The organism is Streptomyces sp. NPDC021093, from assembly GCF_044333135.1.
GTDB lineage: Bacteria > Actinomycetota > Actinomycetes > Streptomycetales > Streptomycetaceae > Streptomyces.
Window position 1 is genome coordinate 150386 of the sequence record NZ_JBIRQJ010000009.1, and the last position, 18736, is coordinate 169121.

General features: G+C 70.3%; 14 protein-coding genes and 1 pseudogene. 8 read left to right on the forward strand and 7 right to left on the reverse strand.

The window, feature by feature from the left end; genetic code table 11:
• Window positions 1-2: 2 nt before the first annotated feature.
• On the reverse strand, window positions 3-2363 hold the full coding sequence (gene hypF / locus ACH4SP_RS28050) for a carbamoyltransferase HypF (RefSeq protein ID WP_398418650.1): 2361 nt from the start codon (window positions 2361-2363) through the stop codon (window positions 3-5).
• Entirely contained in the window at window positions 2360-2923 is a 564-nt protein-coding gene (locus ACH4SP_RS28055; protein WP_398418652.1) for a hydrogenase maturation protease, read from the reverse strand. The genes hypF and ACH4SP_RS28055 overlap by 4 nt, the downstream gene beginning before the upstream one ends.
• A gap of 180 nt (window positions 2924-3103) precedes the next feature.
• Here ACH4SP_RS28055 and ACH4SP_RS28060 point away from each other — a divergent pair, with 180 nt between their 5' ends.
• The 4 genes and pseudogenes from ACH4SP_RS28060 (at window position 3104) to ppk2 (ending at window position 6540) form a co-directional block, all read left to right on the forward strand.
• Window positions 3104-3976: a universal stress protein gene (locus ACH4SP_RS28060; protein WP_398418654.1), complete on the forward strand. Its 873-nt coding sequence runs from the start codon at window positions 3104-3106 to the stop codon at window positions 3974-3976.
• Between the two features lie 128 nt (window positions 3977-4104).
• Window positions 4105-4767, forward strand: a pseudogene (locus ACH4SP_RS28065) (phosphoketolase); the annotation flags it as partial.
• A gap of 40 nt (window positions 4768-4807) precedes the next feature.
• On the forward strand, window positions 4808-5659 hold the full coding sequence (locus ACH4SP_RS28070; protein ID WP_398418656.1) for a universal stress protein: 852 nt from the start codon (window positions 4808-4810) through the stop codon (window positions 5657-5659).
• A gap of 38 nt (window positions 5660-5697) precedes the next feature.
• Complete coding sequence (gene ppk2 / locus ACH4SP_RS28075; RefSeq protein ID WP_398418658.1) at window positions 5698-6540, forward strand: polyphosphate kinase 2; 843 nt, start codon at window positions 5698-5700, stop codon at window positions 6538-6540.
• Between the two features lie 46 nt (window positions 6541-6586).
• Here the strand turns inward: ppk2 and ACH4SP_RS28080 are convergent, their stop codons facing one another.
• Window positions 6587-6826: a hypothetical protein gene (locus ACH4SP_RS28080; RefSeq protein WP_398418660.1), complete on the reverse strand. Its 240-nt coding sequence runs from the start codon at window positions 6824-6826 to the stop codon at window positions 6587-6589.
• A gap of 250 nt (window positions 6827-7076) precedes the next feature.
• On the opposite strand from ACH4SP_RS28080, the gene ACH4SP_RS28085 reads away from it, so the two are divergent.
• The 3 genes from ACH4SP_RS28085 (at window position 7077) to gap (ending at window position 9706) form a co-directional block, all read left to right on the forward strand.
• A complete protein-coding gene (locus ACH4SP_RS28085; RefSeq protein WP_398418662.1) occupies window positions 7077-7586 on the forward strand; it encodes a flavodoxin domain-containing protein in 510 nt (169 codons plus the stop codon).
• Between the two features lie 151 nt (window positions 7587-7737).
• A complete protein-coding gene (locus ACH4SP_RS28090) occupies window positions 7738-8610 on the forward strand; it encodes a universal stress protein (protein WP_398418664.1) in 873 nt (290 codons plus the stop codon).
• An 85-nt stretch (window positions 8611-8695) separates the two neighbouring features.
• Window positions 8696-9706, forward strand: a complete 1011-nt coding sequence (gap, locus tag ACH4SP_RS28095) for a type I glyceraldehyde-3-phosphate dehydrogenase (RefSeq protein WP_398418666.1) — start codon at window positions 8696-8698, stop codon at window positions 9704-9706.
• A gap of 56 nt (window positions 9707-9762) precedes the next feature.
• On the opposite strand, the gene ACH4SP_RS28100 is transcribed toward gap, so the two are convergent.
• From ACH4SP_RS28100 to ACH4SP_RS28110, 3 genes are all read right to left on the reverse strand, one after another.
• Window positions 9763-10227, reverse strand: coding sequence for a transposase family protein (locus tag ACH4SP_RS28100; RefSeq protein ID WP_398418668.1), 465 nt, complete (start codon window positions 10225-10227; stop codon window positions 9763-9765).
• A gap of 196 nt (window positions 10228-10423) precedes the next feature.
• Entirely contained in the window at window positions 10424-12469 is a 2046-nt protein-coding gene (locus tag ACH4SP_RS28105) for a dynamin family protein (RefSeq protein ID WP_398418670.1), read from the reverse strand.
• A 53-nt stretch (window positions 12470-12522) separates the two neighbouring features.
• Window positions 12523-14478, reverse strand: a complete 1956-nt coding sequence (locus ACH4SP_RS28110; RefSeq protein ID WP_398418672.1) for a dynamin family protein — start codon at window positions 14476-14478, stop codon at window positions 12523-12525.
• Between the two features lie 309 nt (window positions 14479-14787).
• Here ACH4SP_RS28110 and ACH4SP_RS28115 point away from each other — a divergent pair, with 309 nt between their 5' ends.
• The gene (locus ACH4SP_RS28115; protein WP_398418674.1) at window positions 14788-15072 is read left to right on the forward strand and encodes a hypothetical protein; all 285 of its coding nucleotides are present in this window, start codon (window positions 14788-14790) and stop codon (window positions 15070-15072) included.
• 252 nt (window positions 15073-15324) lie between these two features.
• Here the strand turns inward: ACH4SP_RS28115 and ACH4SP_RS28120 are convergent, their stop codons facing one another.
• Complete coding sequence (locus ACH4SP_RS28120) at window positions 15325-18735, reverse strand: CHAT domain-containing protein (protein ID WP_398418676.1); 3411 nt, start codon at window positions 18733-18735, stop codon at window positions 15325-15327.
• Window position 18736: the final 1 nt, after the last annotated feature.

The following is an 18736-nucleotide window of genomic DNA, read 5'->3' on the forward strand; positions in this document are numbered from 1 at the left end:
CTTCACTCCTTCGCGAGGCGGGCGGCGGCGACGGCCGTCTGCCCGTAGCTGATGCCGCCGTCGCCGACCGGGACGCTCTCCGCGGCGTGGACCCGCAGTCCCTGTGCGCGCAGTCGGTGGCGGACTTCGGTGAGCAGGCGCCGGTTGACGAAGCAGCCGCCGGCCAGGCACACGGTGCGCGGGGCGCCGTCCGCGACCGCGCGGGCGACCAGGTCGGAGGTCGCTTCGGCGACGGCGAGGTGGAAGGCGGCGGCGAGTTCCGGCACGCCTTCCCCGGCGTGCTGCCGCTGAAGGAGGTCGGTCAGGGTCGGGGCGGGGTCGTACACCCACAGCCCGCCCGCCCGTACCAGCCGGTGGGCCAGCGGGGCCGTCCGCACGCTTCCTGCCGCGCTCTCCAGGGCGGCTGCGGCCTCGCCCTCGTAACTGACGGTGTCGGTGAGGCCGAGCAGGCTCGCCACCGCGTCGAAGAGCCGTCCCGCGCTGGAGGCCCGTGGGGAGTTGAGGCCCCGCTCGGCTAGGGTCCGGACGACCTCGGCCTCCCGGGGGTCGAGCCGGTCGGTGAACGCACGCGTCAGCCAGGGGTAGGGGCGTGGAACTCCCAGGGCCTCCAGCCCGTAGAGGTAGCCCAGCGCCATCCGTGACGGGTGGCGGACCGCCGCCTCGCCACCGGGCAGCGGGGCGGTCGCGAAGCGGCCCACCCGCCGGAAGCCGGTCAGGTCGGCGACCATGATCTCGCCGCCCCAGAGCGTGCCGTCGTCGCCGAGGCCGAGGCCGTCGTAGGCGACGCCGGTGAAGGGGCCGCTCAGCCCGTGTTCGGCGGCGCAGGCCGCCAGGTGGGCGTGGTGGTGCTGGACGGGGACGCGGGGCAGCGGCTGGGCGTGGGCCCACTGGGTGGAGAGGTAGCCGGGGTGCAGGTCGTGCGCGACGGCGGCAGGGGTCAGACCTGTCAGCCGGACGAGATCGGCGTAACCGCGGGTGAAGGCGTCGAGGGTCGCCGCGTCGGTCAAGTCACCTCCCTGTGGCGAGAGTTGGGCCGATCGTCCCGCGGCGAGGGCGAAGGTGTGCTTGAGCTGGGCACCGGCGGCCACCAGGGGTGCGGGGGCGGGCACCGGCAGCGGGAGGGAGGCGGGGGCGAGGCCGCGTGCCCTGCGGAGGGTGTGCAGGTGACGGCCGGTGGCCTGGACGACGGAGTCGTCGTACCGGGAGCGGATGGGCCGGTCGTGGACGAGGAATCCGTCTGCCACCGGCCCCAGTACCCGGCGGGCCTCCTCGTCGTCGACGGCGATGGGCCCGCCCGCGAGGTTGCCGCTGGTGACGACGAGCGGACCGGACAGTTCCCGCAGGAGGAGGTGGTGCAGTCCGGTGGTCGGCAGGAACAGCCCGATCCGCCGGGTGCCCGGGTGGACTTCGGCCGCCACACCCGCGCCGCGGGCGGACAGCAGCACCACGGGACGCACCGGTGACTCCAGGGCGGCCCGCTCGGTCCGCGACACGCACGCCAACTCCCTTACGGCTGCGAGATCCTGGACCATGACGGCGAGGGGTTTGACGGGGCGGTGCTTGCGTTGTCTGAGCGCCGCGACGGCCGCTCCGTCGGTGGCGTCGCACACGAGTTGATAGCCGCCCAGGCCCTTCGCCGCGACGATCTCCCCGTTCTCGACGGACTTGACCGCGGCCCGCAGCGCCGCCTCGCCGTGCAGCTCCTTGCCCGCGTGCGCGGCCCGCCAGGAGAGCCGGGGTCCGCAGTCCGGGCAGGCCAGGGACTCTGCGTGAAAGCGCCGGTCGCCGGGGTCCTTGTACTCGGCCGCGCAGGCACCGCACAGCGGGAAGCGGCGCATGGTGGTGCGGATGCGGTCGTAGGGCAGGTCCTCGACGACGGTGGCGCGCGGACCGCAGTCGGTGCAGCTGATGAAGGGGTAGCGGTGGCGGCGGTCCCGCGGATCCAGGAGTTCACGCAGGCAGGCGTCGCAGATCGCGGCGTCGGGCGGGACCTCCCGGGAACTGCCGGTGCCGTGGCGTCCCGCACTGCTGTGCCGCACGCTGAACCCCGTTCCGAGCGAGGCCGGTTGATACTCGGCGTCGGTCAGTCGTACGCGCAGCACCCGGGCCAGCATCGGGGCGTTCGTACGGAGCCGCGTACTGAACTCCCTCACAGACAGAGGTAGTCCGGCGACCACGCCCTCCACGTGCCCGTCGGTGTTGGCGGCCCAGCCGTCGAGTCCCAGACCGGTGGCGAGCCGGTGGACGAAAGGCCGGTAGCCCACTCCCTGGACGGTGCCGAACACCTCGAAGCGGACGGCCGTGTACGGTGCCCCGGCGGCTGCGCGGGGCGTACTGGCGGCTGCGCGCGGGGTCCAGGTCATGGCCGGTCGTCTCCCCCGGCGGGTTCCGAGCCGGTGCCGGACGATTCCCCGCCCCCGCCTCCGCCCCTGCCCGCTGCTCCGCCGTGGCGCAGGATCTCGCCCTCGATGCTCCCGGCGACCGGTTCCACCGCCGCCGCGACGGCGGGAGACAGACCGGGCCCGTAGGTACTGTCGACGCCCTCCACCGCGTACACGATCAGTCGGGTCGGCAACCGGCCCAGAATCCGGGCCAGTTCGACCGCCTCGCCGAGCCCCAGCCCGTGCGAACTGGTGCTGGACGGCCGGCCCGCCGTTCCGGAGTCCAGTTCCAGGCGGTGTACCCGCCCGGGACTGGCGGGGTGCGCGTGGGCGGCGTCCACCACCACCGCGAGGTCGGCCCCCTCCCACAGCCCGATGAGCCGGACGGGGTCACCGTCGCAGACCGCAAGGGCCACGTCCGCGAACGAGGACAGGACGGCGAAGTCCTCACGGAGGCGTCCGACCACCGCCCATCCCACGCCGTCGTCCCGGCGGAACTCATTGCCGACACCGATCACAGCGATGCGTGGCCGCGTGATCATGGCGCTTCCTTCCGTCGGCGGGGCCTCCACCGTGCCCACTGCGACGGGACCTGCGGCAGGGGCCGAAAGGCCCTGTCCTGGGCCGGTTATCCCCTCCCCCGCGCGGCTTCCGCGTGGAAGCGTCCGCAGCAGAGCCCCGCAGCGCCTCTGCCGAGGGGCGTACCGGAAGGTGGTGTCACGGTGCACGAGCAGCTGATCGTGGGGGTCGACGGGTCTGAGCCGAGCCTGGCCGCCCTGGACTGGGCCGCCGACGAGGCGGCGGCACGCGGGGCGCCACTGCGGGTCGTCCACGCCTGGCGGTGGGAGCACTACGCCGCCCTGGAGCCGGCCTTCGGTTACAGCCGCCCCTCCCTCCAGGTCTATGCCGACAACGTCGCCGCCACGGCGGTGGAGCGCGCGGTGCGCCGACAGCCCGCGGTGGAGGTCAGGAGCACGGTGGTCGCCGAGGACCCGGCCTTCGCGCTCGCGCGACTCGGCGAGGAGGCCGACGCCGTCGTGGTCGGCAGCCGGGGGCACGGCGAGCTGGCGGAACTGCTGCTCGGGTCGGTGAGTCTGGCGGTGGCCGCGCATTGCGGTTCGCCCGTGATCGTCGTACGTGGCGCGAAGGGGAAGGAGCCGGGTGCCGTACGTACGGTCGCCATCGGTGTGGACGCGCCCGAGGAAGCCGCGCCCGTGCTGGAGTTCGCCTTCCGCGAGGCGCTGCTGCGCGGAGCGTCGGTGACGGTCGTGCATGCCTGGCGCTGCCCTGCCCACGAGGTCCCCGATTATCCCAGGGCCGTGCCCGACGACCACCGGCTGCGGGCGGAGCGCCACGTCACGGAGGCACTGAAGGCCGCGGTGCACGCCCGTCCCGAGTTCGCCGACGTCGCGGTCCGGCGTGAGGTCGTCGAAGGCCCCGCGCGGTCCGCGCTCCTTGACGCCTCCCTCACGGCGGACCTGCTGGTGGTCGGCGCGCGGCGGCGCAAGGGGCACCTCGGGATGCAGCTCGGTCCCGTCGGCCACGGCGTCCTGCACCACGCCGCCTGCCCGGTGGCCGTCGTCCCGCACGACTGAACACAGCCGTGCCGGTAACCCGTACGTCCCGACTCGTAGACGGAGAAGGCAACGTGGCTCACGACCGCATGGCCGACCTGGACTCCCACTGGCGCGCCGCCAACTACCTTGCCGCCGGCCAGATCTACCACGTGCTGCGCAGCCGGGACTGCGTCAACGTCGTCGTCGCGAGCAAACAGCCCTCCTTCGACTGGCTTTCCCTGGACGACGCCCGCACCCACTGCGCCCGCGGCGCCGGCATCTGGGAATGGGCCGGTACGGAGGACCACACCCGCCCGCCCGACGTGGTGCTGGCCTGCGCGGGCGACGTACCCACCCAAGAGGTCCTGGCAGCAGCCCAGTTGCTCCGCCACCACCTCCCCGACCTGGCCGTACGGGTCGTCAACGTCGTCGACATGACCCGCCTGCTGCCGCGCGAGGAACACCCGCACGGCATGCCCGACTCCGAGTACGACGCCCTGTTCACCCCCGACAAACCGGTGATCTTCGCCTACCACGGCTACCCCTGGCTCATCCACCGCCTCGCCTACCGCCGCACCGGCCACCCGCACCTGCACGTACGCGGCTACAAGGAGGCGGGGACCACCACCACACCCTTCGACATGGTCGTCCGCAACGACCTCGACCGGTACCGCCTCGTCATGGACGTCATCGACCGCGTGCCGGGACTCGCCGTCCGCGCCGCGACCGTACGCCAGACCATGGCGGACGCCCGCACCCGCCACCACACCTGGATCCGCGCCCACGGCGTGGACCTCCCCGAGGTCGCCGACCGGACCTGGACCGGCTGACCCCGTCCCACTCGTGTTCCACCTCACGGAGGTGTGCCCCATGCCCACCCAGCGCACGATCACCGTCGGCGTCGACGGCTCGCCCGAAAGCCTGGACGCCGCGGACTGGGCAGCCCGCGAAGCCCAGCTCCGCGGGCTGCCCCTGCACCTGGTGCACGCCTTCACCGCACCGACGCAGCCCCGGCAACCGTCCACCGGCGACGCTGCCGCCCGGGAACAGAGCGCACTGGACCGGGCGACGCTGCACCTCTCCTACGCCCACCCCGCACTCGGCATCCTTGAGGAACCGGTCACCGGCCCGCCGGTGCCGGCCCTGTTGGCCATGGCCGAGACCTCGGACCTGCTCGTCGTCGGCTCGCGCGGGAACAGCGCACTGACCGGGCTCATGGTCGGCTCGGTGGCGCTCTCACTCGCCGCGCGCGCCACCTGCCCGGTCGCGCTCGTACGGGCCGGGGAGCAGCCGGCCGACGAACGCGCGGGTGCACCGGGCGCGCCGTACCGGCCGGTCCTCCTTGGGCTCGACCTGGACCGCCCCTGCGACGAGCTGCTGGAGTACGCATTCGACGCGGCGGCGGCCCGACACACGGCCCTGCACGTACTGCACGCCTGGACGCTGCCGCTCGTACCCTCTGCCGCTCTTGAGGACCCGGGGCAGCAGCGGCTGCGCCGACTGGCAGCCGTGCTCGGCTCCTGGCAGCACAAGTTCCCGGGCACCGAGGTCGTTCCGGAGACCGTCCACGGACGGGCCGGCCACCACCTGCTGAAGGCGTCCGCCAACGCGAGCCTCCTCGTCGTAGGCCGCCCCGCCAACGCCGGACCGCATCTCGGCCCCACCACCCACGCCGTGATCCACCACGTCCTGTGCCCCGTGGTCGTGGTGCCCCACACGTGACGGACCGCACGGAATGCCGCCATGGACAGGAGGCACAGATGTCGCCCACCAGAAGTCCGAAGCACGGTACGGGCGGAAGGAAGGAAGCGTCCGTGGTGCCGCGGACCGTGTACGAGGCCGAGCTGTACCGGCTCCAGACGGAACTCGTCGCCCTCCAGGAATGGGTGCGGGCGGAGGGCGTCCGGCTGGTCGTGGTGTTCGAGGGCCGGGACGCGGCGGGCAAGGGCAGCACCATCAAACGGGTCGCCGAACACCTCAACCCGCGTGCCGCCCGCATCGTCGCCCTGCCGACGCCCACCGCCCGCGAGCGGAGCCAGTGGTACTTCCAGCGGTACGTCCAGCACCTCCCGGCCGGCGGAGAGATCGTCCTGTTCGACCGCAGCTGGTACAACCGGGCAGGTGTGGAGCACGTCATGGGCTTCTGTACGCCGCAGGAGCACCAACTCTTCCTCCGGCAGTGCCCGGCCTTCGAACGGATGCTGGTCGAGGACGGAATCCTGCTGCGGAAGTACTGGTTCTCGGTGAGCGACGCCGTGCAGGAGGAACGCTTCCGCCGAAGGCTGGAGGACCCCACCCGGCGCTGGAAGCTCTCGTCGATCGACATGGATTCGATCAGCAGGTGGGAGGCGTATTCGCGGGCGAAGGACGACATGTTCGTCCACACCGACATCGCCGAGGCACCCTGGTACGTCGTCGAGAGCGACGACAAGCGCGCGGCCCGCCTCAACATGATCGCCCACCTGCTGACCACGGTCCCCTACCGCGCGGTGCCCGGCAGACCGCTGCGGCTCCCGCGACGGCCTCCGGGCACGGGGTACCGGCGTCCGCCGCGGGATCTTCAGCACCATGTGCCCGACCATGCGCGCTCACTGGGCAGTTGAGAGCCTGCGGGCCCCGGCCGGGGCCCGCAGGCTCTCAGGCGCTTCTTCAGCGGCGGTGGTCGTATTCGTCGTAGTGGTCCCGGTGGTGGTCGTGGCCGCCGATGTAGTGGCGCTCGTCGACGATCTTCTCCCGCTCACCGGGCATCTGCCGCCCCTGGGCGGCTAGGAAGCTGATGAGGCCCAGGACGCCGCCCGCCAGGAGGGCGAAGCCCACGACGAACGAGGAATGGCCGAAGATCACCACAGCACCCAGCACTGTCGCTGCCAGCAGGATCAGAGGAATCATCGCCGCCCCCTCGGGCCTTCGAGCACGGGGCCGTGCCGTCACCCGCAGCGTGCCGCCGGAACCGGTGGCCGTCCGCGGGCCGACCGGGTCGCACCCTCCGGGCAACCGGTCCCCTTCGCCTCGCCCTACCAGGGCCACCCAGCCCCTGCACAGGGGCCCAGTGGCATCTCGTCCCAGGGAGGCCGGCGGACGAGGCTGGAAGCGCAAGGCCACCCACCACGCGGCAGGACTACCGAGGGAGGTGAACGTCATGGACATCCTGGTGGGCTACGCGACCGCTCACGGTTCCACCCGGGAGATCGCCGAACGTCTCGGAGCGCGACTCACGGAGCACGGTCTCAAGGCCGATGTGCGGGCGATGAGCCGAATCGAAGTACCGGACAGGTACGACGCCTTCGTGCTCGGCAGCGCCGTCCACGGCCAAGCGTGGCTGCCACCGGCCAAGGACTTCGTCCACCGCTACGGCGACGCGCTCGGCAGCCGTCCCCTGTGGCTCTTCAGCGTGGGCATGCCGGGAGCCCTGCGCAGGCCCTGGAAACGGCTCGCGGCCAAGGAGGGACCGCTGATCGTCAACGGTCTGCAAGGCCTGGCGTCGTACCGGGACCACCGTCTGTTGTCGGGCGTCGTCGCGCGCGATCAGTTCCCGCTCAGCGGGCGAATCATGTTCCGCCTCATGGGGTGCCGGTACGGCGACTACCGCGACTGGGAGGCCATCGAGGAATGGGCCGACGGCATCGCCCGAGCCTTGATCTCCCGCTGACCAGCGCCGCACAGCGCTTCCCTGAATGGGGACCGATCGGCCCTCGCCCTGGGCCGGACCGGACCCTGCCGGAGGCCGGGCGCAGCGGCGAGCCTGGCCGGGACAGCTCCTCCCGAGCTCCTGAACGACGAGCCGAAAGGTGGGTAACAGCATGGAACTGCCTCTGATCGTGGGTGTCGACGGTTCGGAATCGAGCCTTCAGGCGGTCGACTGGGCCGCCGACGAAGCCGCCCGGAGCGGACTGCCGCTCCGGCTCGTGCACGCCTCGCTGTGGGAGAACTACGACAGCGCCGCCTTCAGCTACGACTTCGCGGGCGCCACCAGGATGGACGTCGCGGAACGCACCGTGATCGCTGCCGCCGACCGCGCCGCGAAGCGGCAGGCCGACCTCAAGGTGTCCACCGCGGTGGTGTCCGACGACGCCCGGACGGCCCTGCTCCGCGAAGCCCACGATGCCTCGGCCCTGATCACCGGAACACGCGGACTCGGCCCGCTCACCGAACTCCTGCTCGGCTCCGTGAGCCTGGCGGTGGCCGCCCGCGCGCAATGCCCCGTCATCGTGGTCCGAGGCAACAAGGCCAACCGCGACGGCATCTACGGAAAGATCCTCCTGGGCGTCCAGCGGCAGGCCCCCGACCCCGCCTCCGTACGGTTCGCCCTCCACCAGGCGAAGGCACGGTCCTGCGGGCTCGAAGCGGTGGCCGCCTGGCGCAGCCCCGCCCAGGACCCGCGCCTCCTCCCGTCCGCATCAGCCCGGTTCACGCGCAGCTACGAACAGCAGGCGGCGGCCCGCCTCGACGACGCCCTGCGCGCGGCCGACGACCACCCCGGCATGCGCGTGATCCGCACCACCGCCGAGGGCCCCGCCCACAAGGTGCTGCGCGACCTCACCGCCACCGCCGATCTCCTGGTCCTCGGCGCCCGTCACAGGCACACGCCCGTGGGCCTGCACCTGGGCCCGACGGCCCACGCCCTGCTGCACCACTCCCACTGCCCGGTGGCCATCGTGCCGAACCAGGACTGATCCACGACCGATCCACGACCGATCCACGACCGATCCACGACCGAACCAGTACACCGGACCGCCAACCATTCCCAGGGAGCACCCCATGACCGTACGAGTGGGCATCAACGGCTTCGGCCGCGTCGGCCGCAACTACCTGCGCGCCCTCCTGGAACGCGGCAACGCCACCGGCGTGGAAGTGGTGGCGGTCAACGACATCACCGCACCCTCAACCCTGGCCCACCTCCTCAGCTACGACTCCACCTACGGCCGCCTCGGCCTCCCCGTCCAGCACGACACGACCTCCCTCACCGTCGACGGCAGGCACATCGCCGTCACCACCCAGCGCGACCCGGCCGCAGTCGACTGGGCCGCCCACCAGGTCGACATCGTCATCGAGTCCTCGGGCCGGTTCCGCGACCGCGCGAGCGCGGCGGTCCACCTCAAGTCCGGCGCCCGCAAGGTACTTCTCTCCGCCCCCGGCAAAGCCTCCGACCTGACGGTCGTCATGGGCATCAACCACGACGCGTACAACCCGCTGGAACACCACGTCGTCTCAGCGGCCTCCTGCACCACCAACTGCGTCGTCCCCATGGCCACCGTCCTGCACGAACGCTTCGGCATCGCCCGCGGCCTGATGACCACCATCCACGGCTACACCAACGACCAGGCCCTCCTCGACAGCCCGCACAAAGACCTCCGCCGGGCCCGCTCCGCCGCCCTCAGCATCATCCCCACGTCCACCGGCGCCGCCCGCGCCGTCGGCCTCGTCGTCCCCGAACTCGCCGGCCTCCTCGACGGCCTGGCCGTCCGCGTCCCCGTCGAGGACGGCTCCCTCACCGACCTCACCGTCGTCCTGAACCGCGAGGCCGACGCCGAGGAGATCAACGCCGCGTTCACCGACGCCGCGGACGGCTCCCTCCACGGAATCCTCCGCGTCGCCGACGCCCCGATCGTCTCCCGCGACGTCATCAAGGACCCCGCCTCCTGCCTCTTCGACCCGGGTCTCACTCAGGTACACGGCGACCTGATCAAGGTCTTCGGCTGGTACGACAACGAATGGGGCTACAGCAACCGCCTCCTCGACCTCACCGTCCACGTGGCCGAGTACATGTGAGAAGGCGCTCCCCTCCGTTTCCTCCCTCCGGTCTAGTGACGGGGTCTCCTGCACCCCTACGCGCTTCGCGGTGGTCGTATCAGGCAATTGAGCACCGTTGCCAGGGTCAGCGTTTGATGCAGCACGGTCAGTAGCCGTGCGGCGGCTGATCCCGCCAAGACCACGGCGCAGGCCTCAACTACCCTTCGTAGTGCCGGGGTTCTGCACTGGTAGCGCTCGGTCAGTAGTCCATCAACCTGCTCGACGAAGGTGGTCTTCGCGCAGCCGTGGTTTTCGCAGTACAGGCGCCGTACCCACACGTTGATCATCACAGGTCTGCCACCGATCGCATCGTCGGCGACCCGCCGGACATAGCGGCTGTGCTCCCATTCCGAGGGCTGTCCGCAGGCGGGACAGCTCACCGGCACCGTGTCTGCGGTCCGCGCTGTGATGCGGATCAGGGCTCCGTCAGTCTCCGCCGTCTCGACCAGCACCGATGACAGATGCGGCAGCAGGTCCCTCAGCTCGACATCACACGCCACCACCTTGCCGCAGTGAGACTCTCATCCGGGCCGAAACCGAGCAGTCGATCAACGCCTACGAAGATCTTGGAAGAGCGGTTCGTTCTTTTGACAGACCCCCGTCCTCGCGACCCACCTGACGATGGCCGGCACCCGGTCCGAGCACCGAGCGCGGGTGCTCAGTGAAGCCACGGAAATCATCCGAGCCGTCCGGGACTCAAGTGATCCACCTCCGTACCCACCCCCGCACCCATGTCTCGTCTCTTGCCACGGGAGCGGTACGGCCCGTCACGAACTCCTCAATGTTGTGGGCAAACGCCGCGACCTCCGGCTCCAGCAGCTCGAGGTGGGTCAACCGCTCACGCAGCGCTGTACGCAGGCGCTCGGCCTCGGCCCGGTCGACGGTCAGTACCTGGGCGCGTCGCTCCAAGCGCTCCAGGGCCTGTCCCTCGATCAATCGGGCACGCGCCGCCCAGTCCCGCGCACTCATGGAGAGGATGTCAGTCACCGATCCCAGGCGGCCCCTGAGCTCTTCACGAGCGGCCTCGCGCTCCGCCGTGGTGAACTCATGGAAGCCACCGAATGCGGTGTCAGAAAGGGCTCTGAGCCGGTACCCGGCACCGGTGAAGAGGGCCATGATCCGTTTCCGCGTCGCCTCGTCGAGCGCCAGCAGCCGTGCGTCGACCACGACAGGCTCCAGTACGGCGGCCTCAGGGCAAAGTTCAAAGATCGCACGGCTTTGTTCCATTGCGGCCTCGGCCAGGACGGCCAGCGCTCCGGCCACCGCTCGGGCATACCCTTCCCCAACGTACTCCAGCACGCGCTTCTTGGTCCGCAGAGCCGCGATGTCCACCAGCATCGCCCGCTCCAAGGACTGGACGATCTGGGCCACGGACTGGCAGGAGCGTTCGACGGCAGCTTGCAGTTGCTGCCGCTCCCGTACGATCCGCCGGGCCTCGTACTCACGGTTGGTGTCAGCAGCGGAGAGCTCCAAGCGCAGACCCGCCTCCTCGTACGCCCGCCTGTGCGCCTCGCGAAGACGGGGACCGAACTCGACGGCGGACTGCCAGCGATCCCTCCACATCCGGGCGCCCAACTCCCCCGCGAAGTCCTCCTCCAAACGACGGCAGAGATCTCCGGGCCCGCCCCGCATCTCCTCCGGCACGGAAGCGGCCAGTGCGAGGAAGGCGGTCGCGGGTTCGCCGGGCGGCGGGACTCCCACTACGTCTGCGAGCAGGTCTCGCAGCTGCTCACGGAGCTCGGTCATCCGCTCAGCGGCCGTGGCTTCCCGCTGGGGCCGGGAGCCGAAGTCCCGCTCGGGACCGGTCGAGTAGTCTTCGGCACTCATGAGCCGTTTGACCTCTCGGTCCCACCAGGTGAAGGCGAAGATCACGCGGCGGTAGTCGTCGGGCACCCGGACGAAACGGCGGAGCGCCTCCAGTGCCGCATTGTTGGTGTACGAGTCGGGACGGCGGACGTCCAGTAGCACGACGATCGCATCGGCCCTGGGCGGGACGAGCTCTGCGTACACCTCGGCATGCAACGGCACAGGCGAGCACAGACCCGCGGTGTCCAGGAAGGTGAGGCGCCGTAGCTCGGGACGCGGGATCTCACAGGTGGCCTTGTGCAGGAGCAGTGCCAGTCCGGGGTCGGTGAGGTGATGTGCGAACGCGTCCGGCTCGGCGAGGTCGAACTCAGCCGGCTCCCGTCGCCGCAGGGTGAGTTCGAACGTCCGCGCCGGCAGGGGCTGCTCCGAGCAACCTGCGAGTTCCTGGTCCAGTTCGGCCAGGAGGACCGGTACCCGCACCGATGTACGGTCGCCTCCAGTGATCTCGTGGATCTGCTGTACGCCGAAGTCGTCCGGCGACCGGAGCCAGCCAGCCAGGATCTTGGCATTGCTCCGGGCTTGGCGTTCGATCTGCAGCGGCAGGGCCATGCGGACCTTGGTTCGGAACCGCAACAGGCCCCTCGATCGGCGTCCGAAGCGGAGTTCGGTGGGGACGGCCGTGGTCGGCGTCATGGCCACGGGGAGCCAGTCCAGGCCAAGCAGTCGCGCCATCAGACTGGTCTTGCCCGAGGAATAGGCCCCGAGCAGCAGCACCTGCGGCGCCCGCGCGGACCACAGGTTGACAACTTCAAAGAGGTCGAACTGCAGCAGGGTCGTGTCCGAGCCGCCGCCTTCTGTCCTGCCCTCCACGTCGCACGCCAGCGCGTGCGCTCGCTCCATCAGCGCGAGCGAGTCCCTGCGGAAACGGTCAGGCACGGACAGTGCACGGCGCCTCGACCGGCCTGCACGCGGCTTGCTTTCGCTCACGCCTATCGCCCTGCCCGCTCCGTGAAGTCGTGGGACATGGCCGTGAGCTGGTCCCTGACTTGCTGTGCCCGAGCGGCCTTCTCCTCCCCCAGTGCAACCTCCTGCGCACGCTGGGCGAGGGAGGCCCGTGAGCCGCCGAGCATCGCCTCGAGCCGACGTTCGGCAGGGGCCCACAGGTGGTCGAAGATCTGGCGATTGAAGGCCACCTCCTCGGCTTCATACCGCGCCCGGAGCTTGTCGGCGAGGGCATCCCGGTCCTCACGGAAGTCCGTGCCCAGCTTGCGGAAGTCAGCGGCCGTGAGAGCGGCGAGGACGACCGTCACCGCGGCTCCGAGCATCGCCGTGACCGACTTCGCGGCTTCTTTGGAAGCTTGTTTGGCTGCCTCCTTGGCCGTCTCCTTTGCTGCATCCTTGGCGGCTTGCTGAGCAATTAGCTTGCCCACGGCCGCAACCGCGGCCCTTGCGGCCACCGTCCCCGCGATCGTCACGGCTGTGTTCATGGTCTCTTGGGCGTCGGCCCCCGGGCGGCCGAGCGGCATAGCGGGGGCCTCTCCCCCACCCTCGTCGGCGGGGGTCGCGAGTTGCCCGACGTCCCGCAGATCCTGTTGCAGCCTTCGAAGGCTCTCGTCGGTGACGGATGTGCCGCCGACGTTGACCCGCTCCCAGAAGGAGATCTCCTTCTCGGCGCGCACGATGGCGGAACGGATCAGCCGGTCGAGGCGGTCCGCAGGGGACTCACCCGTGCCCGCCCAGTTCCTCGCCGCGCCCACCAACGTCCGCACCAGGGTGAAGTGCTCCGACACCGTATCGGCGCTGGCGCGTCCGTAGAGCGGGGCGAGCTCCTGAGCCCGCTCCGCGGCAACCGCTCGGATCTCGTCCCGCATCCGCGTCCGGGCAGGCTCGATCACCTCACGTTCGAGCCGGGCCCACTCAAGCAGATACGCGCGGCTGAACTCGGCGCGGCGTCGGAACTCGCTCTTCGCGGCCTCCAGTACGTCGGCCAGGCCCTTGGCGTGACCGGCACACCGCAGGAGCAGCAACCGCACGCGGGAGCGTTCGATCCGCTCGCCGAAGGGGCCCACGAGGTCGTCCAGTGCCTGACGCAGGGACACGTAACCGCAGCGTTCCAGCTCCCGCTGGAACGCGCTGTCGGCGGCCAGAGCCGGCTCCTGCTGCCGGCGCTCGACCAGTCGTCGTGCCTCGTGGGAGTCGTACAGCACGATGTCCGTCAGATAGGCCCCGAGGTTCTCGCGCAGCACGTCGACCACGCCGCCCGGTCCGGTCAGCCGCGGATCACGGTGCGGGTCGTACTCAGGATCGTCGTCGTGGTCTTCCAGGGACCTGGTGACAACCCCCAGGACCGCCTCCCTCCGGTTCGCGAGCGCGCCGGCGAAGACACCAGCTTCTCCAGCGTTCCCGGCGCTCTCCGGATAGAAGGTCCACAGGACCAGATCCGATTCGTCCTCCCGCAGGTACCGGAGCGTCACGTCTTCGAATGCCTGCAGGCGATCGGCGAGGCCGGGTGTGCTGATGAGGCGAAGCCTGCGGAGCAACGGCTCACGCAGGTACAGCCGCACTTCCCGGCAGGCCACCTGCTGCTCACTCAGCGCCTTCTGCTGACGGAGGAAATCCACGGCGCGCTCGACCGATTCGAACCGGGTGACGGTGCCGTCGGACCAGATTCGCTCGGCGTACTCCTCCGGCGCCCCGTCGTCGAGCGGGTTGAGAACCGCTACCACACCGTCGGTCGGCTTGCTGTCGGTGATCAGCAGCTTCCGTCCGAGCAGTGAGTTGATCAACGACGACTTCCCGGAGGAAACCTGCCCGATCACCATGACGGACAGCGTTGCCGACACCCGGTCGACGACCCGAGTGATCCAGTCGCGGTCGAGGACCTGTGACCGTGGATCCAGTTCGATCGCCGCCGCAGACACGAGGGATCGGACCTCGTCCGCCATCGCCCCCAGGCGCCCTATGTCCTTGTCCCGTCGAAGATCTGCCCAATGCACGTCACTCGCCCCCAGCCGCGCCCCACTGCAAGCCCACCATAAATGTGACCACGGTCACTCGCAGCCAAACAGCGGCGCCCGATGAAGCCAGGCTCTCCACGGGCAGTCGCTCGTAGACGAGCAGACCAAGTGGGCTACGCCTTGCGGAGTCGACCATCACCCCGCCTCCGTCTGGCCGAGGTGGCGTCGTACAGCAGCCCAATCGTGCCGGTTTCGCCACGCCCTTCCGGCGAAGCACCGGAACTCTCCCGGCCTGGAGTGCGCACGCTGCCCGTCCAGTGGAACCGCAAGCACGGCGGAGACATCTTCCGTTCCTGGATCACCGACCTGCCCCCTCACACGCCGCTGCCGGTGCTGGTCCGGCATGCCACAAGCCGCTGGTGCATTGAGACCGACTACCGCGAGATGGAGCAGGCCCTGGGCCTGGGCAACTACGGAGGCCGCACCTACCGGGGTTTCCACCACCACGTCACCCTCGCCTCCGCCGCACACCTCTTCTGCCTGGAACAGCGCCTGAGCCCAAGAGACGAGGACAAGGCCTGAACCTGTACCAGGTCGTGTCCCTGTTCCAGACAGCACTGATCGCCACCCTCTGGCGGTGCCCGGCCTGCCGCCGAGCCCCACCCGAATTCACCGCAGCCGATCGGGGATCATGACCAGGCTCTGAACGGGGGGATTGACGGGAAGGTTCATGCCCCCGTTCACGACGAAGGACCGGAGCGTACGCGGAACCGCTACCGGCCAACTTGAACGAACGATGCCCAAAGAGCCAAGGGCAGAATGGGCGCGTGCGCTTCACGCCCCGATGTAGGTGAATGCGGCCCAGAAGGCGGGGTTGGTGTGTGCCCGCGCCGTTTGCCAGAAGCGGCGGTGCAGTGCTGGCATGTCGGGCTTGGCGACCTCGAGGATGTCCGGAAATCGTGCCGCCTTGTCGGCGTTCGTACTGTCGCGTACCCATTGTTGGGCGCCGCGCAGCGCTTGGGCCGGCCCCAGTCCGTCCTCGCGCCACAGTTGGTAGAACAGGGACATGACGAGGGTGGTCGTGATGTCGGGTACCTGCCACAGACTGCCGACCACCCCGGCGACACCGGCCTCGCTCAGTCCAGTCGGCAGCCCGACTACTTCGTTGGGGAGAGCGGTACCCGACATGGCGGTTTCGCAGGCCGACAGCACGGCGATCCTGGCCGACGGCAGCCGCTGTTCTAGTACATCGCGCAGCGTCAGTTCCCCGTGCGCCAGCAGTAGCGCACTGTCGAGCGGGCTGGTGAGATCCGCGACGCCGTGGCAGGCGAAGTGCAGCACGGGATGTTCCGGCAGCGCGGCCAGGACCCTCTGTGCGGAGCACCGGACGCCGGTCAACCGCTGGTGTCGGCGGAACTGACCGAGCGCGGCGTTCACCTCATGGCCGATCGTGGAAAGGTCCGCGGCTCGCTCGGAACCAGCGGCGTCGACCATCAGCAAACTCGCTGCGTCGGCTCCGGCCGCGAGTCGCCGCGACACTTCCAGAGCCCGGGCGTTGGGTGCGTAGGTCAGCAGCAGCTGGTCCATCGCGTACCACCGGCCGCTCGCAGTCTGCGCGGGCCGCCAGGCAGCATGCAGTGGCAGCAGGTTCAGCTCGCCGGCAGCCACGAGAACGGCATGTTCGTGCCCTTCAAGTGCCGGGAGCACTGATGCCATCACGGCGTCCCACAGCCAACGCGTGACACTGTCCAGACACTTCTCCCACGCGGCCACCGAGGCGGATCGCCCCGTCTGCGCGGCCAGGAACTCCGCGGCAGCGGACGCGACCGCCGACTCGGTCAGAGCTGGCAGGGCGATGGCGCGGACACCGCTGTCTACGACGATCGCCTGCCCGCCGGCCGGTGCGGGCGCCAGATAGACCACCGCTGTGCCGTCCGCCGACCGGGGCGACCGCTGCCCGGAATCCTGCCGCAGAAAATCGGACAGGCCATCCGTGGTACGGATCGCCGCGATCGCCCCTTCCAGTTCCGTTCGGGCGACGCGGTGTGCGTCTCGCCGTCGCGAAGCCGAAGGCCGGGCGAACTGCAGCGTGGCATCGCCGGGACTACTTCGCTCGAGTGCGGTCACCTGTTCGGCGGCCTGCTGGTAGCGATCAGCGAGGTCGCCGTGCCCGGAGGCGCGCAGACGGGACAAGTCGACTCGTTCGCGTTCCAGGACCTCGGAGAGGACCAGCGCCCGGCCGCGCTCGAAGCCGACGGCGGCCTCGGCGCCGCGACCGGCCATGACCATGGCGAATGCCGCGCGTGCCGGAAGCCGTTGGGCTGCGCGTAGCCATGTCTCGCGCTGCGCCCGGGTGGACTGCGCCCGCACCAGACGGTGCATGGCCTCCAGCCCGACCGCGTACGCACGTGCGGACTCGTCCCACGACTTCCGGTCGGCAGCCCAGTCGCCCAGAGTGCGGGCGGCGAGGAGTGCGACCTGCGGGCTGTGCGCAAGTCCGAGGCCGCCGGCACGGCGCAGTGCCACCGTCGCCCTGCTGAGATCTTCAGGGCCACCACCGTGTTCGTACCGCAGCCGGAGGCTCACCGCGAGGTTGTACCAGAGGGCAGCCATCTCGGGCAGCTGCGGTCCGGCCGCGGCGATCGCCTGTTCGTAGTGGCGGCACGCGTGGTCGAGATCGTCCGGAACCCGGCCGATCTCATAACGGTCGAGCAGACCGGCGGCGAGGTTGCTCGCGTACACCCACCACTGCGGGGAGTCATGCGGGGTGAGGTCGAACGCCTCCTGGGAACAGCCCACTATCCGATCGATCAGGCCCGGCTGGACGCCCTCCGCTCCGGGGGTGGTCGCCAGGCAGTCGGCGAGCGTGGCGAGGCGGCGCGCCCGTTCCGTGGCGTCGGGGCTGGTCATTTCGACCGCCTCCTCCGCGGCCGCGACCGCCCGGCGCAGCTCTGCGCCGTCTCCGGTGCGCAGGAAGCGTTCCCGTCTCGCTGAGGCAAGGGTGTTCAGGTAGACGGCTCGCTCGGGTGCGGAGGCCCGGGTGTCCGCTACCGCCTGTTCGCACCCGTCGATCGCCACGTCGAGGTCGTCGAGACTGCCGTGGCGCGTGTGTCGGGCCAACAGGCAGCCGCCATACGTGTTGAGACATCCGGACCGTTCCGAGAGGGAGAGCGAGTGGTGGGCCAGCGCCTGTTCCAGGGCCTCGAAGGCACGCTCAAGGTCGGCCTGATCCGCGCCGCTCTCGTACGCCTGTAGCCGTGCGTTGCCGAGGTTGGCCAAGGCGCCGGGCAGTTCCGGTGACTCCTCGTCCAGCACCTGCAGCGCGTTTTCAAGAGTCTCCACCGCGCGGTCGAGGTCCTCGATCGCACCGACTGCCTCGTATCGGTTAAGCAGCCCGAGCCCCAGGTTGTTGACGAACTCGGCTCGGACCGGGTCGTCGGCGTCCACAAGGTCGACCGCCCGCTCCAGTGCATGAAGCGCGGCATCGACGTCGGCTGCGGCTCGGTCGGACTCGAACTGGGCGACCAGCACGTTTCCCAGACCGGTCAACGCGCTGGCCCGGGTAAGGACCTCTGCCGAGGCGGTCTCCGAGGCCGCCGTGAAGGCGGTGGCTGCCTCCGCCAAGTCCCGGGTGTCACCCTTCATCTCGTACCGCCGAGCGAGCGCCGCCCCCAGGTTGGTGCGGTAGACGGCGCTGTCCGATGCGTCGGCGGTCTCGTGCGCGGCTTGGCGCCATAGGCTCACTACCTCGTCGAGCTCATCCGGACTCCTGGGTGTCTCCCCCATCGGGCGGGAGAACAGCAGGCGGGCGAGTCCGTCCAGCGAGACCGTGCGTGCCTCCGGGGACGTGCGGTCTTCTTCGTACGGCACCAGGTCGAGTACCTGCCGCCATGCCTCCTGCGCGTTCGCCAGATCCGTCTCGTCTCCGTCGTTCTCGTACGCGGCGGTCGCGTCGTTGGCGCGCTCCCAGGCATCGGTAACCCCGATGGGGCGTCCGCGAATCTCGCCGAAGGTCTCGGCCACACCGACGATCCGGCAGCGGTACAGCAGCCGCGCATGCGACGAGAAAACGTCGGCGGCTTCCCTGTCTCCGCCGGCGGCCGCCTGCTCGGCCCATTCCTGGAGCAGTTCCATGCTCGCATCGTTGGTGAGTTCCCCGTCCCGGCGGATGATCTGCTCCGCCTCATCCAGGGAATCCGCGCCGATCAGGGCTGCGAGTCGGCTGACGGCGTCGTCCGATGTCATC

Excerpts from the sequence above, each read along its gene's own strand:
- ACH4SP_RS28055 (WP_398418652.1), bottom strand. The coding sequence starts at position 2,923 with ATGATCACGCGGCCACGCATCGCTGTGATCGGTGTCGGCAATGAGTTC.
- ACH4SP_RS28080 (WP_398418660.1), bottom strand. The coding sequence starts at position 6,826 with ATGATTCCTCTGATCCTGCTGGCAGCGACAGTGCTGGGTGCTGTGGTG.
- ACH4SP_RS28085 (WP_398418662.1), top strand. The coding sequence starts at position 7,077 with ATGGACATCCTGGTGGGCTACGCGACCGCTCACGGTTCCACCCGGGAG.
- ACH4SP_RS28120 (WP_398418676.1), bottom strand. The coding sequence starts at position 18,735 with ATGACATCGGACGACGCCGTCAGCCGACTCGCAGCCCTGATCGGCGCG.
- gap (WP_398418666.1), top strand. The coding sequence starts at position 8,696 with ATGACCGTACGAGTGGGCATCAACGGCTTCGGCCGCGTCGGCCGCAAC.
- ACH4SP_RS28110 (WP_398418672.1), bottom strand. The coding sequence starts at position 14,478 with ATGGCGGACGAGGTCCGATCCCTCGTGTCTGCGGCGGCGATCGAACTG.
- ppk2 (WP_398418658.1), top strand. The coding sequence starts at position 5,698 with ATGTCGCCCACCAGAAGTCCGAAGCACGGTACGGGCGGAAGGAAGGAA.
- ACH4SP_RS28090 (WP_398418664.1), top strand. The coding sequence starts at position 7,738 with ATGGAACTGCCTCTGATCGTGGGTGTCGACGGTTCGGAATCGAGCCTT.
- hypF (WP_398418650.1), bottom strand. The coding sequence starts at position 2,363 with ATGACCTGGACCCCGCGCGCAGCCGCCAGTACGCCCCGCGCAGCCGCC.
- ACH4SP_RS28070 (WP_398418656.1), top strand. The coding sequence starts at position 4,808 with ATGCCCACCCAGCGCACGATCACCGTCGGCGTCGACGGCTCGCCCGAA.